Below are 23,303 nucleotides of genomic sequence, written 5' to 3'. Positions count from 1 at the left end.
CAGACACCAAACCCCAGCCCACCTACATCCGGCGGTGGACCCACTCGCGCAGGCGCTGAAACAGCACGTACAGCGAAGGAATAAACAAAATGCCGATTACCGTCGCCACCAGCATGCCGCTGAACACCGTGGTGCCGATAATTCGCCGACTCTGCGCTCCGGCGCCGGTAGCGAGCATCATCGGCACAATGCCAATAATAAAAGAGACCGCCGTCATCATTACCGCGCGGAAGCGGCGGGTCGCCCCTTCGCGGGCGGCGTCGACGATCGACATCCCCTCTTCGCGCTTCGCCCTGGCAAACTCGACGATCAAAATCGCGTTTTTCGCCGCCAGCGCGATCAGCAGCACCAGGCCTATCTGCACGTACACATCGTTGGCGTACCCGGCCCACCAGAGCCACAGCAGCGACCCGCCGATGGCGAACAGCACCGACAGCATCACGCTCGCCGGCAGCGTCCAGCTCTCATATTGGGCGACGAGGAACAGCCACGCCATCGCTACCGCCGCCAGCACAATCCACACAGCCTGGTTACCGGTCTGCTGCTCCTGCCAGGAAATGCCGCTCCAGGCGTAATCATAACCGTGCGGCAGATTCGCTTGTAAAATCTGCTCCATCACCGCCATTGCCGTCCGGCTGCTGACGCCTTCGGCCGCCGACCCGCTCACCGATACCGACGGGAACTGGTTATACTGCTGAATAAACGGCGCGCCCACCGTCGGCGTAATCGTCACCAGATTACTCAGGCGAACCCGCTCGCCGCTGTCGCTGCGCACGTACAGCTCGCTTATCTGCTCTGCTCGCTCGCGCCACTGCATCTCGTTTTGCATCACCACGTGGTAGACACGATTGTTGATGCTGAAATCGCCGGCGCGGGTGCCGCCAAACGCGGTTTGCAGGCTGCTGAAAATCCTCGCCACCGGTACGTTCAGCCGGGCCGCCTGGTCGCGATCGACCGTGAGCGTCAGCTGCGGCACGTTGCTGCTCCAGGTGGTAAATACCCGGCTCAGCTGCGGGTACTGGTTAGCCGTCCGCAGCACCTGATGCGTCACCTGCTCCAGCTCCGCCGGCGATTGTCCGGCCTGGGCCAGAATGCGTAAATTAAACCCGGAGGCGTTGCCCAGCCCCGGCAGCGTCGGCGGCGCAAAAGTCATGATTGTCGCCTCCGGTAACCCCATCAGCTGGCCCTGCACTTTTTCCATCACCGCCTCCAGCGGCGGCCGCTGGTGCCAGTCCTTCAGCATCACCGAGATAAATCCGCCGTTTGAAGCGCTGGTACCGTTGAGAATATTAAAACCGGACACCTGAATCACATCCTCAACCGCCGGATTCAGTTTCAGCAGCTCGCGCGCCTGGGCCATCACCGCTTCGGTACGCTCCAGCGAGGCGGCTTCGGGCAGCTGTACGCTGGCAAAGAAATAACCCTGATCTTCCTGCGGCAGAAACCCCTTCGGCATGGTGGTAAAGCTAAACACCACCACCCCGGCCGCCGCCGCTGTCGCCGCCAGCGCCAGCCAGGGGCGACGATTCATCCTCCCGACCAGACGCCCGTAACCATCGCGCACCCTATCCAGACCGCGGTTAAAACCGCGCCAGATGGCGGCTGGCTGCTGCGGCCGCGGACGCAGCAGCAGCGCGCACAGCGCGGGCGTCAGGGTCAGCGCTACCACGCTCGACAAGGTCACTGCCGTCGATAGGGTCACCGCGAACTGGCGATACAGCTCGCCGACGATCCCCGGCAGCATCGCTACCGGCACAAACACCGCCAGCAGCACCAGGGTGGTGGCGATCACCGGCCCGGCGATTTGCCGCAGCGCCTCGGCGGTTGCCGCGCCGCGCGCCAGTCCCTCCGCCATTTTGGTTTCCACGCTCTCTACCACCACGATGGCGTCATCCACCACCATCGTCAGGGCGAGAATGATTGCGAACAGGCTCAGGGTATTGGCGCTGTAGCCCAGCCCATAGAGCACGGCGAAGGTGCCGATAAGCGATACCGGGATCGCCAGAGCGACTATCAGCGTCGCCCGCCAGCTCTGCAGAAACAGCGAGACCACCACCACCACCGCCAACAGGGTCAGCGCCAGCGACACGCCGATCTCTTTGATCGTCGCCGCAACAAAGCGGGTGGTATCAAACTTCACTTCCCAGGTGAGATCCGCCGGGAAACGCGCGTGCAGCCGGGTCAGCTCAGCGCGTACCGCGCTGGCGACCTGCAGAGCGTTCGCGGTGGGCGTCGGGTAGATGCCGAGATAGGCGGAATCTTTGCCGTTGAGCTGCGCGCCGGAGCTGTAGCTGCGCGCGCCCAGCTCGATGGTCGCCACGTCGGACAGGCGCACCAGCTGGCCGCGGTCGCCGCTGCGAACCACAATCTGCCCGAAGCCGGCGGCGTCGCTCAGTCGCCCGATACCGTTGATGGTCAGCGTCTGCTGCTGGCCGTTAAAAACCGGCGGCGTCCCCACCTGCCCCGCCGCGCCCTGCACGTTCTGCTCGCGTAGCGCCTGGGCAACATCGTCGGTTGTGATATTCAGCGCGTTCATGCGGTCGGGGCGCAGCCAGATGCGCATACTGTAGTCGCGCGCGCCGAACATCTGCACTTCCCCGACGCCAGGTAGACGCGCCAGCGCCTCGCGCACCTGAGTGCTGGCGTAGTTGCTGACAAACAACGGCGACAGCGTGCCGAGCGGCGAATAGAGACTCACCCCCATCAGCAGGTTCGTTGCCCGCTTGCGCACCTGCACGCCGTTCTGCTGCACGTCGGCAGGCAGCTGCGCCACCGCCTGCGACACGCGGTTCTGCACGTCGATCGCGGCTAAATCGGCATCGGTACCGGCGGCAAAGGTCAGGCTCAGACTGTAGGTCCCCTCATCGGAGCTGGTGGACTCCATGTACAGCATATGGTCGACGCCGTTGAGCTGGGTCTCCAGCGGCGCGGCAATGGCTTCCGCCACGTCCGCCGCGCTGGCGCCCGGCCAGCTGGCGCTGACGTTGATGACCGGCGGCGTAATCTGCGGATACTGCTCGACCGGGATCAGCTTCAGCGAGACCGCGCCGACAAAGGTCATCAGCAGTGCAATCACCATCGCAAAGCGCGGACGACGGATAAAAAATGTGAGCATCGCCTCTCCCTTATTCACTCAGCAGCTGAACGGCCGCGCCGTCACGCAGGCGCTGGGCGCCTTCCGTCACTACGCGCTCCCCCGCTTTCAGGCCATCGGCCACCACGAAGCTCTGGCCATGCTGACCGGCGGGGGTCAAGCGGCGCATCGTCACGGTGTTGTCCGCCGTCAGTACCCAGCTGTAAAAGCCCTGCGCATCTTGCCGTAGCGCAGAAGCAGGGATCATCGGGCTCTCCTGAAGCTGCCGCGGGCGGAAGAAAATGGTGACGTTGCCGCCGGGCAGCAGGCGGTGCTGCGGGTTAGCGAATTCAGCGCGCAGCGCCACGCTGGCGGTGCGGCTATCAATACGGTTATCGACGGAGGTCACAACCCCGTCTTCACGCCGTCCATCGACATCCACCTGCGCCAGCCACGCTTCCTTCAGCGCGGCAATATCCGTGTGCTGCCCCGCTTTGGCGAAAAAGGCGGTTTCATCCAGCGAAAACACCACCCGAATCGGATCGAGCTGGACCACATCGGCCAGTACCCCGCTGGCAGGGTTCACCAGGCTACCGACGTGAAAAGGACTATGGCCGACGCGCCCGGTGACCGGCGAGGTAATGCGGGTGTAGCCGAGCGTAATCTGCTGGGCGGCAATGCGCGCCCGGGCCTGCTCCACGGCGGCGGCGGCGACATCGCGCTGCATCTGCGCGGTATCAAGGTCGTTGCGGCCAATCGCGTGGTTATTGATCAACTGCCGGTAGCGGCTCAGCAGCTGCTGGGCCTGGCGTAGCGACGCCTGGGCGCTCTTCAGTTCAGCCTGGGCCAGCGCCAGTGCGGCTTTCGGCTGGGCGTCATCCAGCGTAAACAGCGGATCGCCCTGGTTGACGTACTGCCCATCCTGGAAGTGGCGCTGCACAATCTTTCCTTCGGTGCGGGCGCGAATATCGACGGAGTGAATGGCCTCAACGCGGCCGGAGATTTGCCGTTCGCCGGCGTGCGGCGCGTGTTCCACGGTGACGACGCGGACCGGAACGGCCGGCGCGGCGGCGGCGGCGAGCGCGTAGCCTGCCAGGCCGCAGGCCAGCAGGGCGGAGCGGATGATCTTGTTCATGGGGAATTCCTTACGACGATGCGGCGTCCCTTCCCCGCAGGAGAAGGGACGCCGGGCGAGTCAGTCACGCTACGCGGTTTTACGGAAACGACGGGTCAGGCGCTTCTCAACTTCCACCACCAGGAACATCGCGATACCGATGACCAGCGTAATGAACCAGTAGCGCAGCGGCAGCCCTTCGGTGCCAAACATCGTCTGCATCACCGGTACGTAGATGATGGCCAGCTGCATCAGCAGCAGCACGCCGCTCACCAGCCAGATGCCTTTGTTGCGCAGGAGCCCCATGTTGAGCGAGAAGCTGTCGCTGCTGCGGCAGTTAATCATGTACACCCACTGTGCGGTAACCAGCATCTGCAGCAGGACTGTACGAATAAACTCCGGGCTGTGGCCGCGCGGTGCCAGCCAGGCTTCAAGAATAAAGGCAGCCACGGCAATCATCGTGCCGACGAAGGCGACGCGCCAGACGGCGAAGGCGTCCATAACGTGCTGGCCGGTTTTACGCGGCGGGCGGTTCATGGCGTTGCGCTCGGCGGCTTCAAACGCGAGGCCGAAGGAGAGCGTGGCGGAGGTGGCCATGTTCATCCACAGAATCAGCACCGGCGTCAGCGGAATGATATTCCCCGCCAGCAGGGCGATAATAATCAGCAGCCCCTGCGCCAGGTTGGTCGGCATGATGAACAGAATGGTCTTCTTCAGGTTGTCGTAGACCCGACGCCCCTCTTTGACCGAACTGGCGATGGTGGCAAAGTTGTCGTCGGTGAGGACCATGTCGGCGGCCTCTTTGGTCACCTCGGTGCCTTTAATCCCCATGGCGATCCCGACGTCGGCCTGGCGCAGCGCCGGGGCGTCGTTGACGCCGTCACCGGTCATGCCAACCACTTCACCGTTATCCTGCAGCGCTTTCACCAGGCGCAGCTTGTGCTCAGGGCTGGTACGGGCAAAGATATCGTACTCAACGGCGGCTTTCGCCAGCTCGGCGTCGTCCATGTGCTCCAGCTGATAGCCGGTCATCGCCTGGCGGCTGTTGGTGATCCCCAGCATCTGGCCAATGCTCATCGCCGTCTGCGGGTGGTCGCCGGTAATCATCTTCACGCGGATCCCCGCGTTCTGGCAGGCGTGGATAGCGTCAATCGCTTCCGGACGCGGCGGGTCCATCATTCCGGCAATGCCGAGGAACACCAGACCTTCGCGCAGATCGTCGTGGGTCAGCGTGGTGCTGCCGACGTTCGCCGGTTTGTAGGCGGCGGCGACCATACGCAGGCCCTGACGGGCAAAGCGCGCCATCTCCTCTTCCCAGTACTGCGGCTCGAACGGCACCGCCCCCTGCTTGCTCAACTGCTGGCGGCACAGGGCAAAAATCACGTCCGGCGCGCCGGTAATCAGCACCTGCTCGACGTCGCCCATTTTCTGGTGGGTCGCCATGTACTTATACTGCGAGTCGAACGGTATCTTCGCCACCAGGCGGGCATCGACGGGCGCAAGCTGCGCTTTCGCCGCCAGCACCTTCAGCGCGCCTTCGGTCGGCCCGCCGGTAATGCCCCACAGGCCGCGCTCGTCCTGAATCATCTGGCTGTCGTTACACAGGTCGATGGTGCGCAAATAGGTTTCCAGCACGCTGCCCGCTTTAATCTGCACCGGCTCGTTACTGCCTTCCAGGCAGATGTTACCCTGAGGCTCGTAGCTGTCGCCCTCGACGCGGTAGCAGCAGTCGGCGGTGATGATCGCTTTGACGGTCATCTCGTTCATCGTCAGGGTGCCGGTTTTATCCGAGCACACCACGGTCATGGCGCCCAGGGTTTCCACCGTCGGCAGCTTGCGGATAATCGCCCGCTGACGCGCCATCGCCTGTACACCCAGAGAGAGAATAATCGAGATAATCGCCGGTAAGCCTTCCGGCACGGCGGCCACCGCCAGGCTAATCAGGGAGAGCAGCAGCTCGCCGAGAGGAATGTCGCGCAGCGCGAGGCTGAAGACGAACAGCGCGGCCATCATCGCCAGGATGATAACGAAAATCGCTTTACCGAGCTTATCCATCTGCACCAGCAGCGGCGTGCGGTGCTTCTCAATGCCCGCCATCATCTGGTTGATGTGGCCGAGCTCGGTCTCCTGACCGGTTGCGGTCACCACGCCAACGCCGCCGCCGGCGCTGATGGTTGTGCCGGAGAAGAGCATATTGGTGCGGTCGCCCAGCGGCAGTTCGCCTTCCAGCGCGTCGGTGGTTTTATCCACCACCGTCGACTCGCCGGTCAGAATCGCCTCTTCGACCCGCAGATTATGGCTCTCAATCAGGCGCATATCGGCAGGCACGCGGTCACCTGCGCGCAGTATCACGATATCGCCCGGCACCAGGTCGCGGGTCGGGATGGTTTCATGCTTGCCGCCGCGCTGCACGCGCGCGTCGCTGGAGAGCATATTGCGGATGCCCTGCAGCGATTTTTCGGCGTTGCTCTCCTGGATATGGCCAATCAGAGCGTTGATCACCGTGACGCCAAGGATGACGAGCGTATCGACCCAGTGGCCCATGACCGCGGTGAGCGCGGCAGCGGCCAGCAGGACAAAAATCAGGACGTCGTTAAAGTGGGCAAGGAAGCGCAGCCAGGCCGGCTTGCCTTTTTTCTCCGGCAAGGCGTTGGGGCCGAAGGTCTTCAAACGCTCGGCGGCCTCGGCGGCGCTGAGGCCGTTGGCATGGCTTTTATTCTGCGCCAGCACCGCATCAACCGTCTGCTGATATGCGCGGCGTGGCGCAGCATCCCCTGATGGGGTGGTATTATTAGTTTTGATCGTTTTGGTCAAAATATATCTCCCTTAAAATTCCGTGAGGCGGAAAGCCTGGAATCATTCCGGGCCAATGAGAAAAATTTTAAACAGCGGAGATAATTTAAGCTTGCGCAATATTTAATCTCTCGCAAATACAAAATTTGTGGTAAGTTAATTCTATAAATCAACTATTGCAGAATATTAATAAACCAAAACTAAACGAGGTCTACTATGTTTGGAATCTACCGCGGACGCCGTCTGCTACTGTACATCCTGCTGGCTATTATCATCGCTACTTTGGTGGGATATAGCACCTATACTTTTGTAAAAGCGCTGGCATAATAATGACGTTAATTTACATTGCAATGTAATTAACTTAATCACAAATATTACCAAAATAATTAACAAGGGAATAATTGAGGACGTTTAAATATAATATCCAATGCGTATTATGATTACGTACGAAACGATATTGCATTAATTCTCTTTTTACCGGACAATATGTTTTTAACTGATGATTAACAAATAATGAAACATCCGCTAGAAACGCTCCTCAGTGCCGCCGGCATTCTGCTGCTGGCTTTGCTCTCCTGCCTGCTGTTGCCGGCGCCCTCTCTGGGCCTGACGCTGGCGCAAAAGCTGGTTGCGACATTCCATCTGATGGATCTCAACCAGCTTTATACCCTGATCTTTTGCCTGTGGTTTTTAGCGCTGGGCGCGGTTGAATATCTGCTGCTGCGCTGGGTCTGGCGTCGCTGGTTTTCCCTTGAACGCTAAGCCAGCCAGGTCGCGCATGCCGCTGACCAGCGCTTCGCACCACGCGGCGTAATCGTGGCCACTGGATGAGGGATGGAAGCTCACCGTATACCCCTTCTCTTTTAGCACCCGCTCAAATTCACGCGTATTGGCATAAATGCCGCCGTCCGGCCCGCTGGTTTCGAATTTCCCCGCCTGCAGCCAGAAGCGCACCGGATAGCGCGGCGACTGCTGGTACTGGCGGGTCAGCCAGCTGGCCTCCTCCCCTTGCGGTGCCCACCAGTATGACCCGGACAGGCTTAATACGTTGCCAAACTGTCGCGGATAGCGCAGCGCTACCCAGGATGCGGCTAGCCCGCCGTAGCTGGAGCCGGCGACCACGGTTTTTTGCCGGCTCAGGCTGAGTCCCTGACGACGCAGCCACGGCAGCAGCTCATGGGCCATAAAATCGGCAAAGTGCGGATTTGGCGGCAGCTCCTTCGCCCGTCGCGAATGATCGAGACTATCGATAAACACCACGTTGATCGGCGGTAGCCGATGGCTGGCGATCAGGGCATCCAGCACGTTGGCGAGGCGGTACTCGTGCTGGTAAGTTTTGCCGTCAAAGAGCAGTAGGGTCCAGCGCGCGGGCTGCGGCAACCGCGGGCGATAAATCAGCACTTCCCGCGTATTTTGCAGAAAGTCGCTGCGCAGCTGATGGCGGGTTAAGACTCCGTAGCGTAGCGGCTGCGCCATACGCTGGGCGGTGCAAAAACGCGCGGCGTTGAGGGCCAGCAGAGAGTGGCGATTCCAGCGGTCGTGGGCGGCATTGATACTGTTCGGGTTGAGAGGGTCAGCCTGGGCGCTGACCAGAATTGCCCGCCGCTGTTCCCGCGCGCTGCCGTTTACCTGCGGCACGTCCGGGGCCAGCTTATACTGCATGAGGGTATCGGCGGGCACCACGTAGCTGCGAAACCAGACGTCAGAATCCCCGAGGCGAAACAGCGGATCGTGATCCCCCGCCGGCGAACCCAGAATAAACACGTTGCGGCTCGCCCCGCGCCACAGGAAAGTTACCCGCTTATGGCCGGCGTCCACCGGTTCCACCATTGGCGTCCCTTCCCGCTCGCGCTCCTGCCAGAAATGCGTCGTTGAACCTCCCGCCGCCAGTTCACGCTTTAGCCGCTGCAGGCGCGGGCTGACCGGATCCAGCGGCTGAATTTTGGCCAGCGCGGTGGTTTCCCGCATCTGCCACTGAAAGCGCCAGCGCGCCCCCTCTTCGCCGTGCAGCACCAGCGAGGAGGCGCGGTTTACCGGCAGAGAAAATAGCAGGGTTTGCTCGCCGTCCGCCGGACCGCCCGCCAGCAGCGTGCGCAGACGGCGGTTATTGTCATCCAGCAGTCGGGCATCGGTGACGCCGGAGAGGGTCGCCGCGACGTAGTTCTCGCCCAATGTCGGCAGGTCAAAACAGACCTCGCCGCTGGCGTCGAATTTCCCCTGTAGTTCACCCTGTAACGAGGGAGATTCGCAGTTCATTGCCGCCGCCGGTAGGGTACTCATGCCAATCAGCAGGCCGCTCCACGCCGTCTTCATTAGCCGATAGTTCCTTGTAAGAATTTGTTAATAACGCTAATGCAAACAATAACTATTTGCAATAACATTAACGCCGTTAATGTTAGCCGCCGGTCGATTCCCCCTCGACGCGGGCGTTTTTTGATGGCGATTCAACCAAGGATAAAAAATAAACATGTTTAAATATAATAAGATAAAAGCTTTCTGGGCCGCGGGCGTGGCGGCATCTCTGTTTGGCGGGCCGGCGCTGGCGGCGGAGGAAACGATCGTCGTCACCGCCGCCAGCGGCGAGGATCCCACCGCGCCGCTGAAGGGAATAGTGGCAACAAAAACGCTGTCGGCAACAAAGACCGCCGCGGAAATCGTCAAAACGCCGCAGTCGGTATCGGTGGTCACCCGCGATCAAATGCGGGCGTTGGACGTTACCTCGGTTTCACAGGCGCTGCGCTATAGCGCGGGCGTTTTTACCGAATACCGCGGTTCATCTAACCGCAACGACGAGGTATTCGTACGCGGTTTCAGCTACGTGCCCAAATTCCTCGATGGCCTGAGCTATGGTGCCACCGCCTCGTCGCAAACCGGCACTTTCGATCCGTGGCTGCTGGAGCGCGTCGAACTGGTGCGCGGCCCGGCCTCGGTGCTGTTTGGGCAGGTCAACCCCGGCGGGCTGATTAGCATGACCAGCAAACGCCCGACCAGCCAGCCGATTCATGAGGTGCAGTTCCGTACCGGTAATAACCATCTCGCCGAAGGCGCTTTCGACATTGGCGGTCCGCTGAGCGATGACGGCCACCTGCTCTATCGCCTGAACGGGATCGCCCGCACCCAGAATAACCAGATCGATGACTATAAAGAGACGCGGATGGCTATCGCTCCCGCCCTCACCTGGTATCCTAATGACGCCACGCGCTTTACCCTGTTAACCAGCTATCAGAAAGATCCGGATGCCGGCTACCGTAACTTCCTGCCGCGTTACGGTACCGTGGAAAGCGTCGACGGCAGCTATATTCCGCGCGATTTTAACGTCAGCGATCCCAACTACAACCAGTCGTGGCGTGAACAAACGATGATTGGCTATGAATTTGAGCACCAGCTCAACGATACCTTGACTCTGCGCCAGAACGCCCGTTACGCCACCATTAAACAGAAGTATCGCTACCTGGTTTATTCCACCAGCGCCGCCAACAGCTCGGTACTCTCCCGCCGCGCCCAGCATGAACAGCGCCAGACCGATGAGTTTGGCATCGATAACCAGCTTGAAGCGCAGTTCGCCAGCGGTCAGGTGGCGCATACGGTGATTGGCGGTGTGGATTACAAAACCAGTAAGGATAAGCAGTATCTTGGTCGGGCCGGCGGCTCGCAGTACGATATCGACTGGCGCAGCCCGACCTACGGGGTTAACGTCGATGAAAGCGCTTTCAGTCCCGCCACTAATGAACAGCAAAATCTCGACCAGGCTGGGGTGTATGTTCAGGATCAGCTGAGCTGGCGAAACTGGGAACTGTTAGTTTCCGGGCGCTACGACTGGGCGGAAGTACGCACCACCGATTTTACCGACGCCAGCAGCACCCAGCAGAATGATAATAAGTTCACCTGGCGCACCGGCCTGCTGTACGCCTTTGATTCCGGTCTTTCCCCCTATATCAGCTACAGCACCTCCTTCGAACCTAACCTGCAAACCAACCGCGCGCCGGGCGTCGGACCGTTCGATCCCAGCGAAGGCAAACAGGTTGAGGTGGGTCTGAAATACCAGCCTAACCCAAACGCGTTAATGACCCTCGCGCTGTACGATTTGACGCAAAGCAACGTCGCGACCTACAACAGCGCGGCCGGGTGGTTTGAGAACAGCGGTAAAGTGCGCTCAAAAGGCGTTGAAGCCGAAGCGCACGCGACGGTCTTCGATAACCTCAATCTGATCGCGTCTTACACCTACACCGACGCGGAAACCGTCAATACCACTGTCGTCGGTACCGAAGGGAAAACGCCGGCACGCATTCCGACCCATATGGCTTCGGCGTTCACCAGCTATACCCTGCCGGACGGCGCGTTAAAAAGCCTGACTGCGGGCGTTGGCGTACGCTATATCGGCACCAGCTACGGCGATGCGAAAAACACGTTTAAGGTACCAGCAGTGGATCTGTACGACGCCATGGTCAGCTATGAGTTAGGCGAGCTGAATTCAAGCCTGAAAGGGGCGAAAGTACAGTTCAACGTCAACAATCTCGCCAATACCAAATACGTGGCCTCCTGCGCCAGCGATAGCGCCTGCTTCTACGGCATTGGCCGGACGGTGACGGCGACAGTAAACTACGCCTGGTAAGAAAAACGTCCGCCGGTCTTCCCCCGGCGGACGTTTTCAGTGCGCGCGGCTGTGATTTTCTTTACGGTAGGCGCCCGGCGGCAGGTTAAACGTGCGGGTGAAGATGCGGGTAAAGGTTTGCTGCGAGTCAAAACCGTATTTCAGGCAAATATCGTAGACCCGCTGATCGGTATCGCGCAGATCGCGCGCCGCCAGCAGCAGCTTACGCTCGCGGATATAGCGCCCCAGACTCTCCCCTTTATACTGTAAAAACAGTCGTTGCAAATGCCACTTCGAATAACCGGCGTGGCGCGCAATATCGTCAATACGTAGCGGCTGATGCAAATTATCATCAATCCACTCGACGATTGTATCAATGACCTGAGCGGAAATAGTCATATGTCCTCTCTCCTCCTGAACCACTCTCATCGTTAGCGCCACCAGGCGTTAAATGATTGCGTTTTATCGGCGACCCAAACCGGCTCACCCAACATTGGCGTCAGCAGTCGCCACGGTCGCCCTGTGCTGGCCTCCGCCAGCCTTTTGTACGGATCGTCCCATGTGTGTTTTGCCAGCACGAAGCGCCCGGCGTGACCCGGCAGCACCGCGCGTGCATGAACATCGTCAGCGGCTTGCGCCGTCTCTTCCGGCATCATGTGGATGTACTTCCAGTCCTGGTCATACTGACCGTTTTCCATGATCGCCAAATCCACTTCGCCAAACTGTTCGCCGATGGCTTTAAAGTGCGGTCCGTAGCCGCTGTCGCCGCTGTAGTAAATTTTCTGCTGCGGGGTAACGAACATAAAGCTGGCCCACAGGGTCTGGTTGCGCTTGAGGCCGCGGCCGGAAAAGTGGCGCGCGGGCAGGACGTGTACCGTCAGCTCATCGCTCACCTGCACCGACTGATTCCAGTCCGCCTCGCTGATTATCGCGCTCTCCATTCCCCAGTAGCGCAGGTGCGACCCCACGCCCAGCGGCGTCACCACGCGCTTGACCTTCGGCATTAGAGCTTTGATGGTGGCGTAATCGAGGTGGTCGTAATGATCGTGCGAGATAATCAGCAGGTCGATATCCGGCATGCCCTCAGCGTGCCACGGGTAATCCCCGGCGAAGGCCTTATTAATAAACGAGAACGGCGCGGCATAGTTGCTAAATACGGGATCAATCAGGATGCGTTTGCCCGCCAGCTGCAGATACCAGGAGGAGTGACCGAGCCAGACCATCACGTCCTGCCCTGACGGCAAGCCCGCCAGATCGGTGTTCACCAGCGGCAGCGGCTGTGCAGGTCTGGCATTTTCACGTTTGGCGACCAGAAACTCCCACCACGCGGCCAGCATATTTTTTTGCCCGGTAAAGCCAGGCGTCGGAAGCTGATTGTGAAACTGACCGTCGTGATAGTGCGGCGACTGCTCCACCAGGCTGAGCTGCGCGCCCTGCGGCGCCTGACCAAATCCGGCATTTAACACAAACGGCAAAGTTGTTGCTGACGCTAATAACATGATGGCGACCACGCTGAAAGTGACACGGTTCATATCCTGACCTGGCGAAATCCTCCTTCCTGGAGGTTTTTGTTATAAGGCTTGATTATGAGTGAGTAAGCACTCATTATTAGGAAGAAGCTGAAAGTCGTCAAGACGATTTTCAAATTTTGACAGACAGCGTTGCAGTGCCCATGTCAGGCATGCTTAGATCGTGGTTTTATCATGTGTGAGGTAAAGTGTAGTGGCTCGTCCTAAGAGTGAAGATAAAAAGCAAGCGTTACTGGAGGCCGCAACCGCCGCCTTTGCCCAATCGGGAATCGCCGCCTCAACTTCCGCCATCGCCCGCAGCGCCGGGGTTGCCGAGGGTACGCTGTTTCGCTACTTTGCCACCAAGGACGATCTGCTCAACGAGCTTTATCTGACTATAAAAGCAGACCTGGTTAAGACAATGATCGCGGGTCTCAATCCGAACGAGACCGAGTCGAAAGAGAACACGCGCAATATCTGGAACAGCTATATCGGCTGGGGCGTGCGTAATCCCATGGAGCATAAAGCGATTCGCCGGATGGCGCTGAGTGAAAGGATCACCGACGAAACCCGCAACCGCGTCAAAGAGATGTTTCCCGAGCTCAATGAACTGTGCCAGCGTTCCATCAAGCCCGTTTTTCAATCCGAAGAATACCGCACCTTTGGCGATGCGCTGTTTCTTTCGCTGGCCGAAACCACCATTGAATACGCCTGCCACGAGCCGGAACGCGCCGTGCGTTTTGTCGAACTCGGCTTTGAAGCCATGTGGCAGGCGCTTGCCGAGGACAATAGCTGATGGACCCCCGCTCGCTGCATGACCACGCGCATCGTATCGCGCTGGAGCTTCCCTTTACCGAGCACTGCTGGCCGTTTGGCCCGGAGTACGATGTGTTTAAAATCGGCGGGCGGATTTTTATGCTGACCGCGACGGTTCGCGGCCGCGCGCTGGTCAACCTGAAGTGCGATCCGCAGAAATCGCTGCTTCATCAGGCGATTTACCGCAGCATTGAGCCCGGCTATCACATGAACAAAAAGCACTGGATCACCGTGGTTCCCGGCGAAGATATTAGCGTAGCTCTGCTGGCGGAACTGATCGATGATTCGTGGAACCTGATCGTCGATAAACTCAGCAAAAAAGAGCAGCAGCGGCTGCGCCCGCGGTGATTTTCAGCGCTGCGCGATAAGTGTTATCGCATTTTTGCCCCTTATCTTTTTTCCGTCATCGCTGTACTCTTCCTTCACGAAACGCACCCGCAAGGGGTTGTAAACAGTGAGGAAGAGTATGGATATCGTATCGGTTGCCTTAAAGCGCTACTCCACCAAGGCCTTTGACGCCACTAAAAAGCTAACTGACGAGCAGGCGGAAAACCTGAAAACGCTGCTGCAGTACAGCCCGTCAAGCACCAACTCCCAGCCGTGGCACTTTATCGTTGCCAGCAGCGATGAAGGCAAAGCGCGCGTCGCCAAAGCGGCGAGCGGCACCTACGTGTTTAACGAACGTAAAATTCTTGATGCCTCCCACGTGGTGGTTTTCTGCGCCAAAACCGCAATGGACGACGCCTGGCTTGAGCGCGTGGTCGATCAGGAAGAGGCCGATGGCCGCTTTGCGAACGCCGAAGCCAAAGCGGCAAACCATAAAGGCCGCACCTTCTTTGCCGATATGCACCGCAAAGAGCTGCACGACGACGATCAGTGGATGGCGAAGCAGGTTTATCTCAATGTCGGCAATTTCCTGCTGGGCGTCGCGGCCATGGGTCTGGACGCCGTGCCGATTGAAGGCGTCGACTTCGCGATTCTCGATGCCGAATTCGACCTGAAAGCCCAGGGTTACACCAGCCTGGTGGTGGTGCCGGTCGGCCATCATAGCGTCGAAGACTTCAACGCGACGCTGCCGAAATCACGCCTGCCGCAGGCAACGACCATTACCGAGATTTAATTCTCTGGTTTTTTTTACGTCAGGATAATCCCCGGATTGCAGCCGTCGCCTTATCCAGGCTACAAAATTACACACTGTGGGAACCCGTAGCCCGGGTAAGGCGCGTCAAGCGCCGCCCCGGGGATAGCCCGCAGTATTTTGTAGCCAGCATCCCCCCACCTTATCTACCGCTCTCGCGTGCCAGATGCGCTTCGCATAGCGGCCAATGACCGCCAGGCGTTGAGCGTACGCTGAATAATGCGCTGCTCTTTTCAGGCTATGTTCATAAGCATTCCCTGTCGTTAATGTTTATCCAGCCACGCCAGCGCCTGCTCGCCCGTTTCATCCATCGGCAAATAGACCAGCAGGCGCGAGCCGTTGCGCGGGGCCGAGTACCAGTACATCTGCTGCAGGCTGAAGCGTCCGAGCTGCGGATGGTTAAAGTTTTTCACCTGATTTTCCACCCCGCGCACCTCATAGCGCTGATGCCAGAGCGCCTCGAACTCCGCCGACGCGGCGAAAAAGCGCGCCAGCTTATTTTCCCACAGCGGATCGCCGCGGTGCTCCGCCATCGCCGCGCGGAAATAGGAGACAAACGTCGCCAGCACGTCACGATTCTCGATACGGCTGCGCCAGGTTTCATTGGTCAGGTACAGATAAATGCAGTTGCGATCTTCCTCCGGGATGGTGGCGAAATCGATGCCCATCAGGCGGCAGAAGCTGTCGTTCCAGGCCACAATATCAAAGCCGGGATTCTGAATACTGGCGGGCTGCGGCATCAGGCTATCGAGCATCCGCCGGGTGCCGGGGCTGATACCTTCGCATACCGTCACCTGAGTGGCCTCAGGCGGAGTCAGCCCGGCCAGCACAAACAGATGCCGGGTCTCAAGCGGGCTGCACTGCAGCGCATTCGCCACCCCTACCAGCACCGCCGCTGACGGATTGACCTCCCGCCCCTGCTCCAGCCAGGTGTACCAGGTGACGCCGACGTCCGCCAGCATCGCCACCTCTTCCCGCCGCAGGCCCGGCGTGCGCCGCCGGCCAACGCGGGGCAACCCCAGGCGCTGCGGGTCGAGGCTCTCGCGGCGGGCGCGCAGAAACGCCCCCAGCTGTTTGCGGCCGTCATCGGGCGCGGCGATGGTCAATTCACGTTGCGGCATGGTCGTCATAAAACCTCCAGCATGGTAGTACCAATACCAGTATAGACAGGAACTGGTACCCGTTTAATTTATCGGTGATGCTACGGCTATCCGCTGAATGACGCAATGGAGAGATCCGATGAATTCGTCTGCTGTTTCACCCGGCCGCGCCGGTTTATTCCTTCTGTTGACCGGCCAGATGCTGCCGCTGATCGATACCTCGATCGCCAACGTCGCGCTGGACTCCATTACCCAATCGCTTAACGCCAGCGCCACTCAGCTTGAGCTGATCGTCGCGCTGTACGGCGTCGCCTTTGCCGTCTGCCTGGCGATGGGCAGCAAGCTTGGCGATAACTATGGCCGCCGTCGTCTGTTTATGTGGGGCGTGGCGATGTTTGGCGTCGCCTCCCTGCTGTGCGGAATGGCGAACTCCATCAATACGCTGCTGGCGGCGCGCGCGGTGCAAGGGGCCGGTGCGGCGCTGATCGTGCCGCAAATCCTCGCTACCTTGCATGTCACCCTGAAAGGCACAGCCCACGCCCGGGCCATCAGCCTGTACGGCGGCATTGGCGGTATCGCCTTTATCGTCGGTCAGATGGGCGGCGGCTGGCTGGTGTCGGCGGATATCGCCGGTTTAGGCTGGCGCAACGCCTTCTTTATTAACGTGCCGATCTGCCTGCTGGTGCTGGCTTTCAGTCCGCGATACGTCCCGGAGACCCGGCGCGAAGCGCATTCGCGCATCGACTGGCAGGGCACCTTTAGCCTTGCGCTGATCCTCTGCTGCCTGCTGTTCCCGATGGCGTTGGGGCCGGAACTGCACTGGCCGTGGACGCTGCAGCTGATGCTGGCTGCGGTGCTGCCTCTGCTGGTCTGGATGCGGGCCAGCGCGCTGAGCAAACAGCAGCGCGGCGAGCAGCCGCTCTTACCGCCTCGCCTGCTGAAGCTCACCAGCATTCGCTTTGGCATGGCCATCGCCCTGCTCTTTTTCAGCGCCTGGTCCGCGTTCATGTTCTGCATGGCGCTGACCATGCAGGCCGGTCTGGGGATGGCGCCGTGGCAGTCCGGCAACAGCTTTATCGCCCTCGGTGTGGCCTACTTCGTCTCCGCGCTGTACGCGCCGAAACTGATAGCCCGCTACAGCATGGGACGCATTTTGCTGATCGGTCTGGCGGTGCAGATTGTCGGCCTGCTGCTGTTGAGCGCGACCTTTTATCGTCTCGGTGTCCACACCGCCACCCTGGCGCTGGTCCCGTCTACGGCGCTTATCGGCTATGGGCAGGCCCTGATCGTCAATAGTTTTTACCGTATTGGGATGCGCGATATCAGCGCCTGCGACGCCGGGGCCGGGAGCGCGATTCTCAGCACTCTGCAACAGGCGACGCTGGGTCTGGGTCCGGCGATTCTCGGGTCGCTATTCTTAGCCCTCGCCCAGCGCAGCGGCGGTGACTATCCACGGGCGCTGATCGATTTCCTCGCGGTGGAAGTGGTGATGATGCTGGTACTGGGCGCCATCGCGCTGTGGCTACGCCATCACCTTAACGTCCGTCCGGCGGTAGCGACCTCATAATCACATTCGCGTAACCTGCTATTTGCATAATAGACATCCAGCGGTCATCATAACCGCTGGATGTAAAGGAGACGTTATGCAGGAATTAATATCGCAAATCGCCGCATTAGGCATCAAAATTACCCCCACCACCTCACTCATTATTATTTTCGGCATTATTTTTCTGACGGCGATTGTCGTTCACCTTATTCTGCACAAAGTGGTGCTGCGCACCTTCGAAAAGCGGGCGCAGGCCAGTAGTCACCTATGGCTGCAAATTATTACGCAGAACAAACTCTTTCATCGTCTGGCCTTCACCCTGCAGGGGATTATCGTCAACGTGCAGGCGGTGTTGTGGCTGCAAAAAGGCAGCGAGGCTGCGGAAATCCTCACCACCTGCGCCCAGCTGTGGGTGATGATCTACGCGATGCTGTCCTTCTTCTCGCTGCTGGACGTGGTGTTCAATTTATCGCAGAAATTCGCCACCGCTTCTCAGCTGCCGCTTAAAGGCATATTTCAGGGGATTAAGCTGGTCTGCGCGATTATTGTCGGCATTCTGGTGATCTCCTTACTGATTGGCCAGTCGCCGGCGATTCTGATTAGCGGGCTCGGCGCGATGGCCGCGGTACTGATGCTGGTATTCAAAGACCCGATTCTCGGCCTGGTCGCTGGGATCCAGCTCTCCGCCAACGATATGCTCAAACTCGGCGACTGGCTGGAGATGCCGAAATATGGCGCCGACGGCGCGGTTATCGACATTGGGCTGACCACGGTGAAGGTGCGCAACTGGGATAATACCATCACCACGATTCCCACCTGGTCGCTGGTTTCCGACTCGTTTAAAAACTGGAGCGGCATGTCGGCATCCGGCGGTCGCCGGATTAAGCGCAGCCTGAATATCGATACCACCAGCATTCATTTTCTCGATGAACAGGAGCAGCAGCGCTTAATTCAGGCCAGACTGCTGAAGCCGTATATGGATTCTCGTCATCAGGAAATCAGCCTGTGGAACCAGCAGAACGCCGCCGATCAATCGATATTGAATCAGCGCAAGATGACCAATATCGGCACCTTCCGCGCCTATTTGCAGGAATATTTGCGTAATCATCCACGCATCCGCAAAGATATGACGCTAATGGTGCGCCAGCTGGCCCCGGACGCCAGCGGCCTGCCGATTGAGATTTACTGCTTCACCAACACCGTGGTGTGGGCGGAATATGAAAGCATCCAGGCGGATATATTCGATCACGTCTATGCCGTGGTTGACGAATTCGGCCTGCGGATCCATCAGTCCCCCACCGGCAACGATATTCGTTCGCTGGCGGGCGCGTTTACTCAGTAATATCCTCAGGTACTGGCGCGGGAAATGACGCGCCAGTCCATCATCACCCGCTCAACGGCGGCGTCAGGATTATCGATTCTCTTCATTAATAGCGTCACCGCCGTGCGGCCAATCTCGCGCGAAGGCTGTTCCACGGTGGTCAGCTGCGGCGATACCACTTCGGCCAGTTCGGTGCCATCAAAACCGACCACCGCGATATCTTCCGGCACCCGCAGCCCGGCCTGAGCGATAGCCCGCAGCGCGCCCGCCGCCAGCGAATCGGAGACGGCAAACACCGCGTCCGGCTGCTCTTCCTGCGCCAGCAGCGTCTCCATCGCCTGTTTACCGGCGGCGGCGCTCAGATCGCTGGCGTAGGTGACCTGTTGATACGCCAGTTCGCGAACGTGCAGTACGCTTTTATAGCCGCGCTCGCGCAGGCGCGAGTAGCGATAGCTGAGATCGTGGTTGATTAAAGCAATGCGTTTACGCCCGGCGTCAACCAGCCGGGAAACGGCGCCCTGCGCCGCGTCGACGTCGTTGATGCCGACGCAGGAGATGCTGCCGTTATCGGCGTATTCCGCGCACTGAACCCAGGGCGCGTCGCCGATCATGGTGGTGAGTTCCGGCAGGCTGGAGAGCGCGTTCATCGTAATGATGCCGTCGACCATTTTGCCGGAGAGCAGCTGCAGACCCGAGGTTGAACGGGCTAAATCCGAACCTGAATTACACAGCAGGATCCGGTAGCCGTTCTTTTCCGCCTCTTCTTCAATGCCCTTGACCACCTCGGCGCAAAAGGGGTTGGCGATATTCGAAACCATCACCAGAATCATATTGCTGCGGGCCGTTCGCAGCTGGCGGGCCAGCAGATTAGGCTGGTAGTTACTCTCTTTGATCGCCTGCAGCACACGTTCGCGATTCTTCGCTTTAACGGTATCGCTGTTATTCAGTACCCGCGATACCGTCGCCACCGAGACGCCCGCCAGGCGAGCGATTTTCTGAATTGACATAGAGGCTGCACTTCCCGCATAGACGTTATATTTCGCAGGCTATCATAAATGAGCCCCGTCCGCGCCGTCAGCAGGTTTTGCAAGAATCGACGGGATTGATTAGCACGCTAAGGTCGCTATCATGATAGCGTCGGCGTTGTTTCGCGAGAGGCGAAACGTACGCTGGCCGTTGAACGTCATCGGCATATAACTGGGGTATCTCTTGAACACAATAAAAAATATTAACATCGCAGCGGCAATGATCACCGACGGTCAAGGACGCTGTCTCTTAGTACGAAAACGAGGGACGGAGTACTTTATGCAACCCGGTGGAAAGCCTGAAATCGGGGAGGTCCCGGAAGCAGCGTTGATCCGCGAGCTCGAAGAGGAGCTCAACTTCCTCGTCTCACCTGAAGAACTGGTCCCGGTAGGCCGCTTCACCGATACGGCGGCAAACGAGCCGGGCCATACGGTCTCAGCGGATATCTTTCAAATAGCAACCAACAGAGCGAGCTTTACACCAACGGCAGAAATAGAAGAAGTTATCTGGTATACGCCGGGCCAGGATCGGCATATTAAGCTTGCTCCTCTTACCGAGAATCACCTGCTTCCTCTGCTGAAAGGGGCGTAAGCGCCCGGGGCGCATCGAAAGTATGGCCTCATTTGCCTGCAAGTCAAAATCCAGGGTGCCGTCGTTCCGGTGGCGTTGCGGCGGCTTGCAGGCAGAGCCAGTTCAGGCTGAAGCGCCCCACTTCCACGAGATCAGTTGCCCGCATCTCCTGTTAAGATTTAGCACATCCTTCTGATTCGCTCCTCTTCAAATGCCGACGCGTTTAGTTCTTAAAACGCCCTCTTTTGTACACCAGATCATATTTGGCCAGACAATCCTATCCCCCATAATCCAAAACATCGCAACTTTCCCTTACGAAAAACATGCCATTACAGAATAAACACCACGAAATAAAACAAAATAAAAACACAAAATTAACAAACAACGATGCGATAGCATTTTTTTTGACCTTTTGTGCTGTTTTTTTTTAACCAATTCTCCCCCATTCAGCGAGAAAATTCCTGGTCATCATGGATAATTCTTAAAGAGCGATCGACATAAAATTCTGCACCTTAAGATTTTTCTTATTCATAATAGTAAGTTAGTCTAGATTCAGGCAATTTTTGACATTAAGAATTTACACATTTCTCATCTATATAACTCTTCAGAAATTAAAGTTGTCACATTTATTAACTAGCCATAATATAGCCACATCATTGAACGATAGGATGATGCAATATAGGGAAATAAATCGACATATGGCTCCTCAGAAATATGAGAAGGTATACTGCATTAGCTGTCAGTATCAATGCGAAATCTATCCACGACCTACGATTAAATCGATTAACTGCATTGAAACTCACTATTGCGTATGGCCCGATAAAAACATCTACTTAAAAAATGGTGTGCATTGTTTTTTAATTAGCAAGCACTACAACTTCTCTAATTCTGGATTTATTTTTGTTGATTTTTCTCGCTACAACATCAGATTATTCACCAATGAAAAATGGATTGAATATCTGATTAAAACAGGGTTGCGGATAGTTTTGATTGCCGACAGATTAGCACAGCCGCTGGCGCTGTACTGGAAACACCGCTGTCAGCAGATAATTTCGATTATCAACACCAGCGATACCCGAGACGAGATTGAAAAGAAAATACAGCTTTCGTTTCTCGGTCAAAGAGATGGACGAGGTTACCGTCAAAAACTCAGCGACCAGGAAGTGTTGGTTCTCGATCTTTTACTTGCCGAGAAGTCGGTTAAAGAGATAGCAAAAGAATTGCAAATGGCAGAAAAGAGAATTTACGCAATCAAGCTCAGCTTGCAGAATAAGATGGGAGGCAGAGGGAAGTTAAACATTATTCTATCTGGATAAAGTCATTATCAGTATTTGTAGCAATAACTCCATAAATGGAACTAACTTAATTATTCTCAGGAAATTTAAAATGAAAAAAATCGTATTAGCAGGTGTTGTGGCTGCGGCTCTTATCTCTTCCAACGCAATGGCTAACGTGACTACTTCCGCCACTGCAAGCTGGGATGCTAGCGCAACGAAAGACACCACCAGCGCGCTGGTTGTCACTCCGCTGAAATCCCTGAACTTCCAGTACGCTGAAGGGATTAAAGCGTTTAACTCCCAGAAAGGCGCTTTTGATATCACTATCCAGGGCCAGTCTGGCGCGACTGACTTCACGCTGACCTCTCAGATCGTCAGCAACACCCTGAGCCGTACCACTGACGCCTCTACTCTGGCCGTTGGTGTGAGCTGGAACGGCAACGCGCTGAACAAAACCACCCCGGTAACGATGATTGATACCGCCAACAACATCTCCGCGGGTCTGGATGCGCTGGCTGTCGCGACCGCCTTCGCAGGCGCCGATCGCGTCAGCACTCAGGGTAACTTCGATTTCACTATCGACTCCGCGACTTCTGACGGCAGCACCGCCGCTGAGTTCAAAGATTTAACCGACGGTTACTGGAGCGGCGACGTTCGCGTTCAGTTCAACGCGGAATGGACTATCTAATCAGGTGTAGCCAACACCTGTCCGGTATGACAAGGAGGCTTCGGCCTCCTTATAAGGATGCGCCATGAAACTGAATCCATTATTACTCTCTCTCTTTTTATTCACCGTGACGCCCTCCTCCCATGCCATTAATGTCGGGGACGTCACCTCTATAATGAGGCCGGATGCCTCGACTCTGGCAAAAGAAATCATTAATACCACCGATACGGCGCGTTACGTTAGCGTCAGCGTGGAGCGTATCTCATCGCCTATGGCCGGCGGCAAGGTTATCCCGATGGCGAGCAGATCGGAATTATTATCAACACCAGCCAGTCTGATATTACCCGGAAATGCTAAAGAGAACTTTCGTTTTTTTTACAAAGGACCTCAGGATAACCAGGAACGTTATTATCGCATATCCTGGACCGATGAGCCGGTGACCGAGTTTGAAGCCAGTAAAAAGAAAAAACAGGGCGAGGCAACGACCTCTGCCATTATTGGTACGATTCTGGTGGTCGCGCCGCGTGAAGAAAGATTTGACTATCGTCGCGATAATGACACGGTAACCAATACCGGTAACGCTTCATTCCGCGTTATCTCCTACGGGCCCTGTCGCGATAAAGCGAAGGATGAGGGGCAAGGCTGCCGTGAACGCTATTATGTCATGCCTGGTGTTAGCGTAAGAATAAAGCATACCGATCTCACCAACAAAAAAACGCGAATTGGAATATGGCACGGTGAGCAATATATAAATGTAAACTGA

19 protein-coding genes are annotated in these 23,303 nt (G+C 57.6%); 11 read left to right on the top strand and 8 right to left on the bottom strand.

Annotated features, from left to right (window positions below; genetic code table 11):
- Positions 1 to 22: 22 nt before the first annotated feature.
- The 3 genes from IYV58_RS07155 to IYV58_RS07145 all read right to left on the bottom strand — a co-directional run bounded on the left by IYV58_RS07155 (position 23) and on the right by IYV58_RS07145 (position 7,001).
- Complete coding sequence (locus IYV58_RS07155) at positions 23 to 3,115, bottom strand: efflux RND transporter permease subunit (protein ID WP_195729505.1); 3,093 nt, start codon at positions 3,113 to 3,115, stop codon at positions 23 to 25.
- Between the two features lie 10 nt (positions 3,116 to 3,125).
- The gene (locus IYV58_RS07150; RefSeq protein WP_195729504.1) at positions 3,126 to 4,208 is read right to left on the bottom strand and encodes an efflux RND transporter periplasmic adaptor subunit; all 1,083 of its coding nucleotides are present in this window, start codon (positions 4,206 to 4,208) and stop codon (positions 3,126 to 3,128) included.
- 69 nt (positions 4,209 to 4,277) lie between these two features.
- Positions 4,278 to 7,001, bottom strand: a complete 2,724-nt coding sequence (locus IYV58_RS07145) for a cation-transporting P-type ATPase (RefSeq protein WP_004130228.1) — start codon at positions 6,999 to 7,001, stop codon at positions 4,278 to 4,280.
- A 492-nt stretch (positions 7,002 to 7,493) separates the two neighbouring features.
- Between IYV58_RS07145 and IYV58_RS07140 the strand changes: the two genes are divergently transcribed.
- A complete protein-coding gene (locus tag IYV58_RS07140) occupies positions 7,494 to 7,742 on the top strand; it encodes a DUF1158 domain-containing protein (protein ID WP_004848573.1) in 249 nt (82 codons plus the stop codon).
- Here the strand turns inward: IYV58_RS07140 and IYV58_RS07135 are convergent.
- Positions 7,671 to 9,293 (bottom strand): alpha/beta hydrolase-fold protein, encoded by a 1,623-nt coding sequence (locus IYV58_RS07135; protein ID WP_087828699.1) that lies wholly within the window; start codon positions 9,291 to 9,293, stop codon positions 7,671 to 7,673. The two genes, IYV58_RS07140 and IYV58_RS07135, sit on opposite strands and share 72 nt — an antisense overlap.
- A 154-nt stretch (positions 9,294 to 9,447) precedes the next feature.
- Here IYV58_RS07135 and IYV58_RS07130 point away from each other — a divergent pair, with 154 nt between their 5' ends.
- Complete coding sequence (locus IYV58_RS07130) at positions 9,448 to 11,592, top strand: TonB-dependent siderophore receptor (protein ID WP_004130223.1); 2,145 nt, start codon at positions 9,448 to 9,450, stop codon at positions 11,590 to 11,592.
- A gap of 36 nt (positions 11,593 to 11,628) precedes the next feature.
- On the opposite strand, the gene IYV58_RS07125 is transcribed toward IYV58_RS07130, so the two are convergent.
- Together IYV58_RS07125 and IYV58_RS07120 are read right to left on the bottom strand one after the other, a co-directional pair.
- On the bottom strand, positions 11,629 to 11,970 hold the full coding sequence (locus IYV58_RS07125) for a RamA family antibiotic efflux transcriptional regulator (protein ID WP_004130221.1): 342 nt from the start codon (positions 11,968 to 11,970) through the stop codon (positions 11,629 to 11,631).
- A gap of 32 nt (positions 11,971 to 12,002) precedes the next feature.
- The gene (locus tag IYV58_RS07120; RefSeq protein WP_004130219.1) at positions 12,003 to 13,103 is read right to left on the bottom strand and encodes an MBL fold metallo-hydrolase; all 1,101 of its coding nucleotides are present in this window, start codon (positions 13,101 to 13,103) and stop codon (positions 12,003 to 12,005) included.
- A gap of 190 nt (positions 13,104 to 13,293) precedes the next feature.
- Here IYV58_RS07120 and IYV58_RS07115 point away from each other — a divergent pair, with 190 nt between their 5' ends.
- The 3 genes from IYV58_RS07115 to nfsB all read left to right on the top strand — a co-directional run bounded on the left by IYV58_RS07115 (position 13,294) and on the right by nfsB (position 15,015).
- Positions 13,294 to 13,875 carry a TetR/AcrR family transcriptional regulator gene (locus tag IYV58_RS07115; RefSeq protein WP_004130217.1) on the top strand — a complete coding sequence of 194 codons (582 nt, stop codon included), beginning with the start codon at positions 13,294 to 13,296 and terminating at the stop codon, positions 13,873 to 13,875.
- On the top strand, positions 13,875 to 14,243 hold the full coding sequence (locus IYV58_RS07110; protein WP_087828700.1) for an MmcQ/YjbR family DNA-binding protein: 369 nt from the start codon (positions 13,875 to 13,877) through the stop codon (positions 14,241 to 14,243). Before IYV58_RS07115 ends, IYV58_RS07110 begins: the two co-directional genes overlap by 1 nt.
- 118 nt (positions 14,244 to 14,361) lie before the next feature.
- Positions 14,362 to 15,015, top strand: coding sequence for an oxygen-insensitive NAD(P)H nitroreductase (gene nfsB, locus IYV58_RS07105; protein ID WP_087828701.1), 654 nt, complete (start codon positions 14,362 to 14,364; stop codon positions 15,013 to 15,015).
- 281 nt (positions 15,016 to 15,296) lie between these two features.
- Here nfsB and IYV58_RS07100 read toward each other — a convergent pair whose 3' ends face one another.
- Positions 15,297 to 16,163, bottom strand: coding sequence for a helix-turn-helix transcriptional regulator (locus tag IYV58_RS07100; RefSeq protein WP_087828702.1), 867 nt, complete (start codon positions 16,161 to 16,163; stop codon positions 15,297 to 15,299).
- A gap of 109 nt (positions 16,164 to 16,272) precedes the next feature.
- Between IYV58_RS07100 and IYV58_RS07095 the strand changes: the two genes are divergently transcribed.
- Together IYV58_RS07095 and IYV58_RS07090 are read left to right on the top strand one after the other, a co-directional pair.
- Positions 16,273 to 17,700: an MFS transporter gene (locus IYV58_RS07095; RefSeq protein WP_087828703.1), complete on the top strand. Its 1,428-nt coding sequence runs from the start codon at positions 16,273 to 16,275 to the stop codon at positions 17,698 to 17,700.
- 76 nt (positions 17,701 to 17,776) lie between these two features.
- A complete protein-coding gene (locus IYV58_RS07090) occupies positions 17,777 to 19,021 on the top strand; it encodes a mechanosensitive ion channel family protein (RefSeq protein WP_049114716.1) in 1,245 nt (414 codons plus the stop codon).
- A gap of 5 nt (positions 19,022 to 19,026) precedes the next feature.
- On the opposite strand, the gene IYV58_RS07085 is transcribed toward IYV58_RS07090, so the two are convergent.
- A complete protein-coding gene (locus IYV58_RS07085) occupies positions 19,027 to 20,007 on the bottom strand; it encodes a LacI family DNA-binding transcriptional regulator (protein WP_004130197.1) in 981 nt (326 codons plus the stop codon).
- Positions 20,008 to 20,218: 211 nt separating this feature from the next.
- Between IYV58_RS07085 and IYV58_RS07080 the strand changes: the two genes are divergently transcribed.
- From IYV58_RS07080 to IYV58_RS07065, 4 genes are all read left to right on the top strand, one after another.
- The gene (locus IYV58_RS07080) at positions 20,219 to 20,617 is read left to right on the top strand and encodes an NUDIX hydrolase (RefSeq protein WP_032742261.1); all 399 of its coding nucleotides are present in this window, start codon (positions 20,219 to 20,221) and stop codon (positions 20,615 to 20,617) included.
- Positions 20,618 to 21,294: 677 nt separating this feature from the next.
- A complete protein-coding gene (locus IYV58_RS07075) occupies positions 21,295 to 21,912 on the top strand; it encodes a LuxR C-terminal-related transcriptional regulator (protein ID WP_004130192.1) in 618 nt (205 codons plus the stop codon).
- A 70-nt stretch (positions 21,913 to 21,982) separates the two neighbouring features.
- Positions 21,983 to 22,561: a common pilus major fimbrillin subunit EcpA gene (gene ecpA / locus IYV58_RS07070; protein WP_004130190.1), complete on the top strand. Its 579-nt coding sequence runs from the start codon at positions 21,983 to 21,985 to the stop codon at positions 22,559 to 22,561.
- A gap of 64 nt (positions 22,562 to 22,625) precedes the next feature.
- Entirely contained in the window at positions 22,626 to 23,303 is a 678-nt protein-coding gene (locus tag IYV58_RS07065) for an EcpB family pilus assembly chaperone (RefSeq protein ID WP_087828704.1), read from the top strand.

Origin of the sequence: Klebsiella sp. BDA134-6, assembly GCF_015601345.1 — a bacterium.
In the GTDB taxonomy this organism is placed as follows: domain Bacteria; phylum Pseudomonadota; class Gammaproteobacteria; order Enterobacterales; family Enterobacteriaceae; genus Klebsiella; species Klebsiella grimontii.
Note: the sequence above shows the minus strand (reverse complement) of the source record. Positions and strands in the feature narration are given on the sequence as shown.

Bases quoted from the DNA above. Each gene is read 5' to 3' on its own strand.
- IYV58_RS07130 (WP_004130223.1), top strand. From the start codon at position 9,448: ATGTTTAAATATAATAAGATAAAAGCTTTCTGGGCCGCGGGCGTGGCG.
- IYV58_RS07140 (WP_004848573.1), top strand. From the start codon at position 7,494: ATGAAACATCCGCTAGAAACGCTCCTCAGTGCCGCCGGCATTCTGCTG.
- IYV58_RS07120 (WP_004130219.1), bottom strand. From the start codon at position 13,103: ATGAACCGTGTCACTTTCAGCGTGGTCGCCATCATGTTATTAGCGTCA.
- ecpA (WP_004130190.1), top strand. From the start codon at position 21,983: ATGAAAAAAATCGTATTAGCAGGTGTTGTGGCTGCGGCTCTTATCTCT.
- IYV58_RS07100 (WP_087828702.1), bottom strand. From the start codon at position 16,163: ATGACGACCATGCCGCAACGTGAATTGACCATCGCCGCGCCCGATGAC.
- IYV58_RS07075 (WP_004130192.1), top strand. From the start codon at position 21,295: ATGGCTCCTCAGAAATATGAGAAGGTATACTGCATTAGCTGTCAGTAT.
- IYV58_RS07150 (WP_195729504.1), bottom strand. From the start codon at position 4,208: ATGAACAAGATCATCCGCTCCGCCCTGCTGGCCTGCGGCCTGGCAGGC.
- IYV58_RS07155 (WP_195729505.1), bottom strand. From the start codon at position 3,115: ATGCTCACATTTTTTATCCGTCGTCCGCGCTTTGCGATGGTGATTGCA.
- nfsB (WP_087828701.1), top strand. From the start codon at position 14,362: ATGGATATCGTATCGGTTGCCTTAAAGCGCTACTCCACCAAGGCCTTT.
- IYV58_RS07125 (WP_004130221.1), bottom strand. From the start codon at position 11,970: ATGACTATTTCCGCTCAGGTCATTGATACAATCGTCGAGTGGATTGAT.
- IYV58_RS07085 (WP_004130197.1), bottom strand. From the start codon at position 20,007: ATGTCAATTCAGAAAATCGCTCGCCTGGCGGGCGTCTCGGTGGCGACG.
- IYV58_RS07110 (WP_087828700.1), top strand. From the start codon at position 13,875: ATGGACCCCCGCTCGCTGCATGACCACGCGCATCGTATCGCGCTGGAG.
- IYV58_RS07095 (WP_087828703.1), top strand. From the start codon at position 16,273: ATGAATTCGTCTGCTGTTTCACCCGGCCGCGCCGGTTTATTCCTTCTG.
- IYV58_RS07135 (WP_087828699.1), bottom strand. From the start codon at position 9,293: ATGAAGACGGCGTGGAGCGGCCTGCTGATTGGCATGAGTACCCTACCG.
- IYV58_RS07065 (WP_087828704.1), top strand. From the start codon at position 22,626: ATGAAACTGAATCCATTATTACTCTCTCTCTTTTTATTCACCGTGACG.
- IYV58_RS07090 (WP_049114716.1), top strand. From the start codon at position 17,777: ATGCAGGAATTAATATCGCAAATCGCCGCATTAGGCATCAAAATTACC.